At 69.3% G+C, this 11,191-nt stretch carries 9 protein-coding genes; 7 read left to right on the top strand and 2 right to left on the bottom strand.

The window, feature by feature from the left end:
- The first annotated feature begins 165 nt into the window (after positions 1-165).
- The 5 genes from VNS22_RS00155 (at position 166) to VNS22_RS00135 (ending at position 4,755) form a co-directional block, all read left to right on the top strand.
- Positions 166-636, top strand: coding sequence for a YbaK/EbsC family protein (locus tag VNS22_RS00155; protein ID WP_325728533.1), 471 nt, complete (start codon positions 166-168; stop codon positions 634-636).
- A gap of 123 nt (positions 637-759) precedes the next feature.
- Positions 760-2,364 (top strand): GMC family oxidoreductase, encoded by a 1,605-nt coding sequence (locus VNS22_RS00150; RefSeq protein WP_349261665.1) that lies wholly within the window; start codon positions 760-762, stop codon positions 2,362-2,364.
- Between the two features lies 1 nt (position 2,365).
- Positions 2,366-2,869: an N-acetyltransferase gene (locus tag VNS22_RS00145; protein WP_325728531.1), complete on the top strand. Its 504-nt coding sequence runs from the start codon at positions 2,366-2,368 to the stop codon at positions 2,867-2,869.
- A 119-nt stretch (positions 2,870-2,988) separates the two neighbouring features.
- Positions 2,989-3,375, top strand: a complete 387-nt coding sequence (locus VNS22_RS00140; protein WP_325728530.1) for a hypothetical protein — start codon at positions 2,989-2,991, stop codon at positions 3,373-3,375.
- Between the two features lie 324 nt (positions 3,376-3,699).
- The gene (locus VNS22_RS00135; protein WP_325728529.1) at positions 3,700-4,755 is read left to right on the top strand and encodes an acyltransferase; all 1,056 of its coding nucleotides are present in this window, start codon (positions 3,700-3,702) and stop codon (positions 4,753-4,755) included.
- 503 nt (positions 4,756-5,258) lie between these two features.
- On the opposite strand, the gene acs is transcribed toward VNS22_RS00135, so the two are convergent.
- On the bottom strand, positions 5,259-7,190 hold the full coding sequence (gene acs, locus VNS22_RS00130) for an acetate--CoA ligase (RefSeq protein WP_325728528.1): 1,932 nt from the start codon (positions 7,188-7,190) through the stop codon (positions 5,259-5,261).
- Between the two features lie 289 nt (positions 7,191-7,479).
- The gene (locus VNS22_RS00125) at positions 7,480-8,166 is read right to left on the bottom strand and encodes an arylesterase (protein ID WP_325728527.1); all 687 of its coding nucleotides are present in this window, start codon (positions 8,164-8,166) and stop codon (positions 7,480-7,482) included.
- A 31-nt stretch (positions 8,167-8,197) separates the two neighbouring features.
- Here VNS22_RS00125 and VNS22_RS00120 point away from each other — a divergent pair, with 31 nt between their 5' ends.
- Positions 8,198-8,905: an ABC transporter ATP-binding protein gene (locus VNS22_RS00120; RefSeq protein WP_325728526.1), complete on the top strand. Its 708-nt coding sequence runs from the start codon at positions 8,198-8,200 to the stop codon at positions 8,903-8,905.
- The coding region (locus tag VNS22_RS00115) for an ABC transporter permease (protein WP_325728525.1) at positions 8,902-11,191 on the top strand (2,290 nt) is incomplete at its 3' end. The genes VNS22_RS00120 and VNS22_RS00115, both read left to right, overlap by 4 nt.

Raw genomic sequence — 11,191 nt, 5'->3', positions numbered from 1 at the left:
CCCGCAATCTTCGTGCTATGATCCGGAACATGGCGCGCCAAGACGCCGTGCCGGATGAAACGCCCGGTTTGATGCTCGTCGGGTGGCGGTGGCGGTGCCTCTTGGGGCATCGTCACCGCCACGCGCGGCCTCGACCTGCATCGTCGTCGGTGTAGAAGATGCGGCATGACCGATGCCGAAACTCCCGTGGAGCGGGTCCGGCGCGTGCTGGGGCCCAGCCACCCGGTGCGCCGGTTCGACCAGAGCACCGCCACCTCCGCCGATGCCGCCGCCGCGATCGGCTGCACCATCGCCCAGATCGCCAAGTCGCTGGTGTTCCGTCGGGCAAGCGGTGACCCAGTGCTGGTGGTGGCCTCGGGCGCCAACCGGGTCGACGAGAAGAAGCTGGCGGCCCTGCTCGGCGAGAAGGTCGGGCGAGCCGATCCGGCGTTCGTGCTGGCCAAGACTGGCTATCCGGTGGGCGGCGTGGCGCCGGTCGGGCATGACCCGGCCGTGACCGTGCTCCTGGATGCCGACCTGGCGGGGCAGCGGGAGATCTGGGCGGCGGCCGGGGCTCCCGATGCCGTGTTCCGCCTGACCCCGGACGACCTGCAGCGCCTGACCGGCGGCCGCTTCTGCGAGCTGGCGCGGCGCTGAGGCCGGCGACCGCGTCGCCATCTGCAACAGCTCAGCCGGGGTCATCCGCCGACGTGCCGGCGCCGCTGCTGCTTGCCCCGGCCGGCCAAGCCCGGCACTGATCACGCAGCGAGCCGGGGAGGGATGGTCGCGGTGGATCTGGGCGAATTCGACTATGTGATCATCGGGGCCGGCTCGGCCGGCTGCGTGCTGGCCAACCGCCTGTCGGCCGATCCGTCGGTCCGGGTCTGCCTGCTGGAAGCCGGCGGACGGGACAACTGGATCTGGATCCACATCCCGATCGGCTATCTCTACACCCAGAACAATCCCCGCACCGACTGGTGCTTCAAGACTGAGCCGGAGCCCGGCCTGAACGGCCGCAGCCTGAACTATCCGCGCGGCCGGGTGCTGGGCGGCTGTTCCGCGATCAACGGCATGATCTACATGCGTGGGCAGGCCGCGGACTACGATCACTGGCGCCAGCTGGGCAATGTCGGCTGGGGTTGGGACGACGTGCTGCCCTGCTTCACCCGCATGGAGGACTTCGTCGGCGGCAGCTCGGAACTGCACGGGGCCGGCGGCGAGTGGCGGGTCGAGAACCCCAGGATCTCATGGCCGATCCTGGACGCGTTCCGGGAAGCCTGCGCCCAGGTCGGCATCCCCAAGACCGACGACTTCAACACCGGCGACAACGAGGGCTGCGGCTACTTCCAGGTCAACCAGAAGAAGGGGGTGCGCTGGACCGCCGCCAAGGCGTTCCTGCGCCCGGTCCTCAAGCGGCCGAACCTGCGGATCGTGACCGAGGCGGAGGCCCGCCACCTCCTGTTCGACGGGCGGCGCTGCATCGGGGTGGCGCTGGTGGATGGCCGCTCGGTGCGGGCACGGCGCGAGGTGATCTCCTGCGCCGGCGCGGTGATGAGTCCGGCACTCCTGCAGCGCTCGGGCATCGGCCGCGGCGACTGGCTGGCCGGGACCGGTATCGAGCTGCGCCACGACCTGCCGGGCGTGGGCGCCAACCTCCAGGACCATCTGCAGCTGCGCCTGGTCTATCGGGTCCAGGGGATCGGCACGCTGAACGAGCGGGTCGGCTCGATGTTCGGCAAGGGCCGCATGGGGCTGGAATATCTCCTGTTCCGCAAGGGGCCGCTCACCATGGCGCCCTCGCAGCTGGGCGCCTTCACCCGCTCCGACCCGCGCTTCGCCACGCCCAACATCGAGTATCACGTCCAGCCGCTCTCGCTCGACAAGTTCGGCGACCCGCTCCATCCGTTCCCGGCCTTCACCGCCTCGGTGTGCAACCTGCGGCCGACCAGCCGCGGCGAAGTCCGGGTCACCAGCGCCGACCCGCGGGCCCATCCCGCCATCCGGCCGAACTATCTGGCCACGGACGAGGACCGGCAGGTCGCGGTGGAATCGATCCGCGTCACCCGGCGGATCTGCGCCGCCCCGGCCCTGGCCCGCTACGTCACCGAGGAGCTGCGGCCGGGCAGCATGGTGCAGGACGAGGCCGGGCTGGTCCGCGCCGCGGGCGACCTCGGCACCACGATCTTCCACCCGGCCGGCACCTGCCGCATGGGTCCTGCGGACGACCGGGGTGCGGTCGTGTCGCCGCGCCTGCAGGTGCACGGGCTGGAAGGGCTGCGGATTGCTGACGCCTCGGTGATGCCGACCATCACCTCGGGCAACACCAACAGCCCGAGCATGATGATCGCGGAGAAGGCGGCCCATCTGATCCTGGGCAGTGCCTGAGATGGACGTGGCGGTCCGCGCGGAACGGGCGGGGGACGAGGCGGCGATCGCCGCACTGATCACCGCCGCCTTCGCGACGGCACCGTATCGCAGCGGCACCGAGGCGGCGATCGTGGCCGAGCTGCGCCGTTCAGGTAGGCTCGCTCTGTCCCTGGTGGCGACGGCCGGGGCGGAGCTGGTCGGCCATGTCGCCTGCTCGCCGGTGACGATCTCGGACGGCAGTGCCGGCTGGTTTGGCCTGGGCCCGCTGGCAGTGGCATCCTCCTGGCAGCGGCAGGGGATCGGCCGCGCCCTGGTGGAGGCCGGGCTGGAGCAGCTGTGCCAGCGCAAGGCTGCCGGTTGCGTGGTGCTGGGCGACCCGGCCTACTACCGCCGGTTCGGCTTTGTCGCCGACCCCGCCCTGGTGCTTCCTGGCCTGCCGGCCGAGTATTTCCAGGTCCTGAGGCTGACATCGGATGGTGCTGGTGGAACCGTCCAGTTCGATCCGGCATTCTTCACGGCCTGAGTCGGAAGCTGACGAGTCGATTGAATCTGCTTCACGGTATTTCCGGATGCGCCCTTGTAGCCTCTTGCGCTGCAGCGAAGTAGCGGGCCTCCTGACCGCGACAACGCGATAGGTGCTCCATGCTCGCAGCGCTGGCTTTCCTCACCGGCATGGTTCTCGCTGGCTACGGCGTCGTCCGCTGGTATCGCGAGCGCGAGGCCGTCATGCTGGCGGAGATCAGCCACCACTTCGAGCGTCGCCAGAAGCGGATGCTGGCCCGAATCGATGAAGGCGACCAGGCGCTGCTGGCGGCCTATCGCGAGCTCGACCGGCTGGAGGGGCAGCTCGAGGTCGGCCTGCGGGAACTCGACGAGGCCCGGGCCGAGCTGGCGCAGATGGTGGAAGACAAGCAGCGACTGGAAAGCATGCTCTACGGCCAGCCCCAGCCGGTGCTGCGCAAGCTGGCGGCATCGACGCCGCGCGAGCGGCGCGACTGGCCGCTGCGCCATGCCCAGAAGGTGTCGTGACGGCTCCCGGCCCGGCGATGCGCCGGAACTCCATCGGCTTGGCGTGGATTGTCTGGCGATCGCTGATTCTCTGGACCACCCGTGCTTTGTCGGCAGTAGCCGGAAGTCACGGAACATAAAGTCGATCATGAATTCGATGTAATGTGAGCCATTGTGCCCACTTGCCATCCGGCGGGTGGTGCGCGACTCTCGACTGGCCGATCCTTGTTCGGGCATCACCGTCGCTACTTCACGCACCCTAGCCCATCTCGCTGAACAGCCTCGGCCCGCAACTCGAGTTGCGGGCAGTAACGGCTGGTCATGACGGGCCGGAGCAGAAACGCCTTGAAGCAATCCATCCAGACATTGCGCGGCCTGGCCTGCATCTTCCTGGTCGCCTACCACACGATCGGCAGCGCGCCCGACCGCGGCCTGATGATGGGGGACGGCACCCTGCTGCGCCATCTGGCAGAGTCGTTCCAGTATCTGCGCATGCCGCTGTTCGCCTTCGTGGCCGGCATCGTCTACACTTTCCGCAGCGTGTCGCCAGGCCAGCATGTCGGCGGCTTCCTGACCGGCAAGGCGCGCCGCCTGCTGATCCCGCTCCTGGTGGTCGGCACGCTCCAGTACATCGTCTCGGGCGTCTCCAAGGGCATGACGGGCAGCGATCTGCTGGGTGTGGTCTGGCTGCCCGTGTACCCCTACGAGCATTTCTGGTTCCTCCAGGCGATCTTCATGATCTTCGTGCTGGTCGCGTTCCTCGACTCGTTCGGCCTGCTCGTGCAGCGCGCGGCGGTCGTGGTGGCGCTGATCGTGGCGGCGGTGATCTGTGCCGGCGACTTGGTCCGGCTCGAGTATTTCTCGATCCACGGCGCCCTGTTCCTGCTGCCGTTCTTCCTGCTGGGCCTGTATTTCGGCCGATTCGGCGATCCGCTGGCTCGGCCGGGCGGAGTGCCGATCGCCTGGGCGCTGGTCGCGGTCGGTGTCGTGGTCACCCAGGCCGGCCTGCTGGGCTATCTGGATCATCCGGTCTCGCGCGAGAGTCCGATCGGCCTGCTGTTCGGCGCGGCGTTCTGCATGCTGATCATGCGCACCGGCTGGACCAACCGTTACCTGGGCGTGATCGGCAACTACTCCTACGGGATCTACCTGTTCCACATGTTCGGCGTGGCCGGGCTGCGCATGGTGCTGCCCAGGCTCGGCATCCACGACCCCTACGTGATGTTCGTGATCATGCTGGCCGGCGGGATCGGCCTGCCGATCCTGGTCGAGCTGGTGGCCGGCCGCTTCACGGTCACCCGCATGCTGCTCCTGGGGCAGAAGCCCTTGCGGCCGGCGCGTCCGGCGGCGGGTGCCGCCGGCGAGGAGCGGCTGGCCAGCGAACGCCTGGCCGCCCGCTGAGCCTGGCAGTGCGGTCGCCGGCCGCCAACTGACCCAGGGGCTCGGCCACGAACATGACAATCGCGTCATGCTCACGGAACGAGCCCTGCAGCCTCCAAAACACAGATGACAGGCTGGTTCCCCGGTGGACCCGATTGGGATCGCTCCGCCTGCCGGTTGATCGAGCGCAGGAGAAATCTAGCCATTGATTGGAAAATGCCGCCTTGGCCCTGCAGATGTCGCTTTTCTGCCAGAGCCGCTCAGATGGGCGTTGCATGAAGGGCACAGCCTGTTGCGGCAGGGCCAAATTGTTGTTGTGGCGCGGCTGGAGATGGACTACTCGTCATTGGACAGCGATGCGAGCGGTTCCCCCCCAGGACGCAGACATAGCTGACATTAGGCTCCCGCACAGGGAGAAGGGCGGCCCGGACTGGACCGCCCTTTTTTGTTTCCCGCCCTGGTTCGGATGAGCCCGCCGGGGCGGCTCCAGCCGGGCTGGAACCACCGGCCGGCGGGCCGCCGCATCAGCGCTTCAGGCGGTTGGCCACCAGGTCGGTCACCACGGACGGATCGGCCAGCGTGCTGGTGTCGCCCAGCTGGTCATGCTCGTTCGCCGCGATCTTGCGCAGGATCCGGCGCATGATCTTGCCCGACCGGGTCTTGGGCAGGCCCGGCGCCCACTGGATGAAGTCCGGCGTGGCGATCGGGCCGATCTCCTTGCGCACCCACTTCACCAGGTCGTCGCGCAGCGCCTCCGACGACTCGATGTCCTTCTGCAGGGTGACGTAGCAGTAGATGCCCTGGCCCTTGATGTCGTGCGGGAAGCCTACCACCGCGGCCTCGGCGACCGCCGGGTGTGCCACCAGGGCGCTTTCCACCTCGGCCGTGCCCATGCGGTGGCCGGACACGTTGATGACGTCGTCGACCCGGCCGGTGATCCACCAGTAGCCGTCCTCGTCCCGGCGGGCGCCGTCGCCGGTGAAGTACATGCCCTTGAAGGTCGAGAAATAGGTCTGCACGAACCGCTCGTGGTCGCCATAGACCGAGCGCATCTGGCCGGGCCAGCTGTCCCGGATCACCAGATTGCCCTCGCCGGCCCCCTCGATCGGCTTGCCGTCATTGTCGACCAGCGCCGGCTTCACGCCGAAGAACGGCCGGGTCGCCGAGCCGGGCTTGAGCACGGTGGCGCCGGGCAGGGGCGTGATCAGGATGCCGCCGGTCTCGGTCTGCCACCAGGTGTCCACGATCGGGCAGCGCCCGTCGCCCACCACCCGGTGATACCAGAGCCAAGCCTCCGGGTTGATCGGCTCGCCCACCGAGCCCAAGAGGCGCAGGGATGCGCGCGAGGTCCGCTTCACCGGCTCGTCGCCCTGCTGCATCAGCGCACGGATCGCGGTGGGGGCGGTATAGAAGATCGTGACGTGGTGCTTGTCGATGACTTCCCAGAAGCGCGACACGCTCGGATAGTTGGGCACGCCCTCGAACATCAGCGTGGTCGCCGCGTTGGCAAGCGGGCCGTAGATGATGTAGCTGTGCCCGGTCACCCAGCCGACATCGGCGGTGCACCAGTAGACGTCGCCGTCCTTGTAGTCGAACACGTATTTGTGGGTGAGCGAGGTATAGACGAGGTAGCCGCCGGTCGTGTGCAGCACGCCCTTCGGCTTGCCGGTCGAGCCCGAGGTGTAGAGGATGAACAGCGGGTCTTCCGCGTTCATCGGTTCGCAGGGGCAGTCCTCGCTCGCGTCGCGCGCTGCCTGCGACGCGTCGAAGTCGCGGCCCTCCTGCATGTCGACCGCGATGCCGGTATGACGGAACATCAGGACCTTCACGTCGTCCGGGCACTTCTTCAGCGCTGCGTCGACATTGCCCTTGAGCGGCACCGGCTTGCCGCCACGCAAGCCACCATCCGCGGTGACCACGAGCTTGCTGTCGCAGTCCTTGATCCGGTCTGCCAGCGAATCGGGCGAGAAGCCGCCGAACACCACGGAATGCACCGCGCCGATCCGGGCACAGGCCAGCATGGTGTAGGCCGCTTCCGGGATCATCGGCAGGTAGATGGTGACCCGGTCGCCCTTCTTGACCCCGTGCGCCTTGAGCACGTTCGCGATCTTGCAGACCCGGCGGTGCAACTCGCGGTAGGTGACGATCCGCTCGTGCTCGGGATTGTCCGCCTCCCAGATGATCGCCACCCGGTTGGCGTGCCGCGGCAGGTGCCGGTCGATGCAGTTGTAGGCGACGTTGAGCTCGCCGTCCTCGTACCACTTGATCGAGACGTCGCCGTCGAACGAGGTGTTCTTCACCTTGGTGTAGGGCTTGCTCCAGTGCAGGCGCTGGCCCATCTCGCCCCAGAAGGCCTCCGGCTCCTCGATCGAACGGGCATACATGGTGCGATAGGTAAGGTCATCGATCAGCGCCGTCTGCGCGAACGAGGCAGGAACCGGAAACGTCTCGGACATTGTTATCTTCCTTTCGGCGCCCAGGACTGGGGACGGTCTGACCGTCGCCCCGAAAAGCCCATGGCGGGCGGCTGCTGCCGCCGGCTTCCCCTCCGCTGATTTTCCTTCGCCGCGTGCGAAGACGCAACCGGCCTCACCACCTGGGGCTGCCCTGGCCGCTGCCCCCGCCCGAATCAGCCGCTAAGGATATCCACACAATCCACGTACTTCTCCACAATCCCCCGATCAGGCCGCGCAGATCTGCTGCAGGCCTGGCAAGATCAGTATCCGTCCACTGCAGCCTCGCGCTTCAGGAGACCTTGTCCAGCCATTGCTCGATCGTGGGCATGATCCGCTCGACGATGATGTCGATGCCCGCCGCGGTGGGATGAATACCATCGGGCAGGTTGAGGGTGTGGTCACCAGCTACGCCATCGAGGAAGAACGGGTAGAGCGGTATGTCATGGCGATCCGCTACGTCCTCATAGACCTGACGGAACGACTTTCCGTAGGCGGCACCGAGATTTGGTGGTGCCAGCATTCCAGCCAGAAATACCGGCACGCCCGCGGCCGTGGCCTTGGCGATGATCGCGTCGAGGTTGCGCTCCAGTTGATCGGTGGGCAGGGCGCGCAGCGCGTCGTTCGCACCCAGCTCGACGATCAGGTGGCTGGGCTTGTCCGCCAACACCCAGTCGGCCCGGCTGAGGCCGCCGGCCGAGGTGTCGCCGGAAACCCCGGCGTCGATCACGGCGCAGTTCCGTCCGGCATCACGTAACGCTGCTTCGAGGCGTGCCGGAAATCCTTCGTTCACGGAAAGGCCGTAGGCTGCGGTCAGCGAATCGCCGAGCACCGCGATCCGGCAGGCCTCGACCTGGGCGGTTGCCGGCCCTGGTGCAGCGACCATGGCGGCGATGGCGAGCCCGGCCAGGGCCAGCGGCCGGAGCAGCGCTGTCCAACCGGATGGCTTGCGGTTGCCGTTGCGGCCCGGCTCGGCCATCTGTGCTGGAATGCCTGAATGTGAGGATCGAATGATCAATCTCGTGGACCTTCGTCTCGATCTGACAGGGGCCGCCGGGCGGGTCTCGATCCTCAAGGGCGTCGACCTCCAGGTTCCGGCCGGGTCTGCGGTGAGCGTGGTGGGTCCGTCCGGCTCCGGCAAGTCGAGCCTGATCGCGGTGATCGCCGGCATCGAGCGGCCGACCGGCGGCAAGGCGATCGTGGACGGGGTCGACATCGCCACGCTGAACGAGGACGGGCTGGCCCGGTTCCGGCGCGGGCGGCTCGCCATCCTGTTCCAGAGCTTCCACCTGATCCCGACCCTGTCGGCGCTGGAGAACGTCGCGGTGCCGCTGGAGTTGATGGGCCGGCGCGACGCGCTGGAGCGGGCGGAAGCGGCGCTGGCCGAGGTGGGCCTGGCTCACCGCGTCGACCATTATCCCGGGCAGATGTCCGGCGGCGAGCAGCAGCGCACCGCGCTGGCGCGCGCCCTGGTCACCGAGCCCACCATCCTGCTGGCCGACGAGCCCACCGGCAATCTCGACCGCGCCAATGGCGGGCATGTCATGGAGCTGCTGTTCGCGCTGCGCCGCCAGCGCGGCACCACGCTGCTGCTGGTGACCCACGACCCGGAACTGGCTCAGGCCTGCGACTGGACCTGCCGGATGGAGGACGGCCGCCTGACCGCTCCGCCGCACCTGGCCGCCCCCGCCGACCAGAAGCTGCGGCAGCCGGCATGAGCGCCCAGGCCACGATCGCGCGGCGCCTGCCGTTCGCCTTGTCCTTCGCCCTGCGCGACCTGCGCGGCGGCCTGCGCAGCTTCTGGCTCCTGCTGCTCTGCCTGGCGCTGGGCGTGGCGGCGATCGGTGCGGTGGGCCTGCTTTCCTCCGCGGTGGACCATGCGGTCGAGCGCGACGCGCGCAGCCTATTGGGCGGCGACCTCGTGGCCGAGGCCTCGGGCGAGCCGATCACCGTCGAGGAGCTGGGTCCTGCCGTGCCGGTGGGCAGCATATCGCGCTCGACCGTGCGGATGAGCGGGCTCGCCATGAGCGAGGTTGCGGGTGAAGGTGGGCTACCGCGCAGCCGCGCCAGTGCGCTGAAGGGCGTGGAGCAGCCCTGGCCGCTGCTGGGCCAGGTCGAGCTCGATCCGCCGTTGCCGGTGGCCGAGGCGCTGGCCGATGGCGGGGTGGTGGTGGAGCGCACCCTCCTGCCGCGCTTGGGCGTCGCGGTCGGCGACCGGATCCACCTGGGCGACGGACTGGTCACCATCCGCGCGGTCCTGGTGAGCGAGCCCGAGCGGGTCCAGGGCATCTATGGCCTTGGCCCGCGCGTGGTGGCCTCGATCGACACGATCCGGGAGACCGGCATCCTCCTGCCCGGTGCGGTGACCACCTGGTCGCGCGCCATCGTCCTGCCGGACGGCACCGACGTCCAGGCCGTCCAGGCCGCGATCCGCGAGAGCACCCCCGGTGCCCGGTTCCGCCTTCGCGGGGTGGAGGAGATCCAGCCCCAGGTGGCGCGCTTCACCGACCGGCTGGCCAGCTACCTGACGGTCGCCGCCCTGGCGGCTCTGCTCACCGGCGGGATCGGCATCGGCCTGGCGGTGCAGGGCTGGCTGGTCCAGCGCCGCGCCGGCATCGCCACGCTCAAGGCACTGGGTGCCACGCCCGGCCAGGTCCTGCTGGTCTATGCGCTGCAGGTGACCCTGGTGGCGGCGCTGGCGGCCCTGCTGGGGGCGCTGGGCGCCTACGCCCTGGCCTCGCTCGCCCGCCTTCTGCCGGCCGAGCTGATCCCGTTCGAGCTGGGCGACGTGTTCGCCGCCTGGCCGCTGCTGCGCGCCGGCCTGCTGGGCATCGCGACCGCCCTCCTGTTCGCCGCCGTGCCGCTCCTGGACGCGCGCGATCTGCCGGTGGCGGCCCTGCTGCGCCCGGCCGCGGCCGAGCAGCGGCACGGCGGCTGGCGGCCGCGCCTCCTGGTGCTGGGCCTGGGCGTGCTGCTGGTGGGCGGGCTCGCCGCACTCACCACGCCCCGGCCCGAGATCGGCGCCGGCTTCGCCCTGGCGGCACTGCTGGCGGCCGGCCTGCTCACCCTGCTCGGTCGAGCGGTGCTGGCGCTGGTGGGCCGGCTCGCCCGGCATGGGCCCCTGGTCCTGCGCCTCTCGCTGGCCCGGCTGAACCGGCCGGGCTCCACGGCCCTGCCGGTAGTGGTCGCGACCGGCACTGCCCTGTCGGTCCTGGCCACCGTCCTGTTCGTCCAGCAGTCGCTCGACGCGGAACTGCAGAACAGCCTGCCGGAACGGGCACCCTCGGTCGTGTTCATCGACATCCAGCCGAACCAGGTCGAGGCGTTCGACCAGGTGCTGGCGCGCTTTCCCGAGGCCACGCTCGATCAGCGCGCCCCGGTGCTGCGTGCCCGGGTGTCCGGGATCAAGGGCGTGCCGGTCGAAGAGGCGGCGATCGGCGAGAACGTGCGCTGGACGGTCCGGCGCGACCGCGGCCTGTCCTGGACGGCCGATCCGCCACGCGACGAGCCGCTGGTGGCGGGGACCTGGTGGCCGAAGGACTATAGCGGGCCGCCGCTGGTCTCGGTCGAGGACGACGTCGCCGAAGGCTATGGCGTGGGCGTCGGCGATACCCTGTCCTTCAACGTGCTGGGCCGCACCGTCGAGGCGACGATCGCCAACCTGCGCCGGGAGATCGACTGGTCGCGGGCCCGGATCGACTTCGTGTTCCTGTTCAGCCCGGGCCTGCTGGAGCAGGCGCCGCACACCCTGGTCTCGACCGTGCGGGTGCCGCCGGACCAGGAGCCGGCGCTGCTGGACGCCATGGCCCAGGCACTGCCCAACGTGACGCCGATCTCGATCAGCGAGGTCAGCCGGCAGATCGGGATGGTGCTGGACCGGATCGGCTTCGCGGTCCAGGCGGTGGCCTCGGTGACGCTGGGGGCCGGGCTGCTGGTGCTGCTGGGGGCACTGGCCGCATCCCGCCGCCAGCGCCGCCAGCAGGCCGCCCTGATGAAGGTGCTGG

It is taken from the genome of Geminicoccus sp., from assembly GCF_035556675.1.
GTDB lineage: Bacteria > Pseudomonadota > Alphaproteobacteria > Geminicoccales > Geminicoccaceae > Geminicoccus.
Note: the sequence above shows the minus strand (reverse complement) of the source record. Positions and strands in the feature narration are given on the sequence as shown.

What these genes read in the sequence shown, in the direction of transcription:
- acs (WP_325728528.1), bottom strand. Translation starts at nt 7,190, where the DNA reads ATGTCCGAGACGTTTCCGGTTCCTGCCTCGTTCGCGCAGACGGCGCTG.
- VNS22_RS00145 (WP_325728531.1), top strand. Translation starts at nt 2,366, where the DNA reads ATGGACGTGGCGGTCCGCGCGGAACGGGCGGGGGACGAGGCGGCGATC.
- VNS22_RS00155 (WP_325728533.1), top strand. Translation starts at nt 166, where the DNA reads ATGACCGATGCCGAAACTCCCGTGGAGCGGGTCCGGCGCGTGCTGGGG.
- VNS22_RS00125 (WP_325728527.1), bottom strand. Translation starts at nt 8,166, where the DNA reads ATGGCCGAGCCGGGCCGCAACGGCAACCGCAAGCCATCCGGTTGGACA.
- VNS22_RS00140 (WP_325728530.1), top strand. Translation starts at nt 2,989, where the DNA reads ATGCTCGCAGCGCTGGCTTTCCTCACCGGCATGGTTCTCGCTGGCTAC.
- VNS22_RS00150 (WP_349261665.1), top strand. Translation starts at nt 760, where the DNA reads ATGGTCGCGGTGGATCTGGGCGAATTCGACTATGTGATCATCGGGGCC.
- VNS22_RS00120 (WP_325728526.1), top strand. Translation starts at nt 8,198, where the DNA reads ATGATCAATCTCGTGGACCTTCGTCTCGATCTGACAGGGGCCGCCGGG.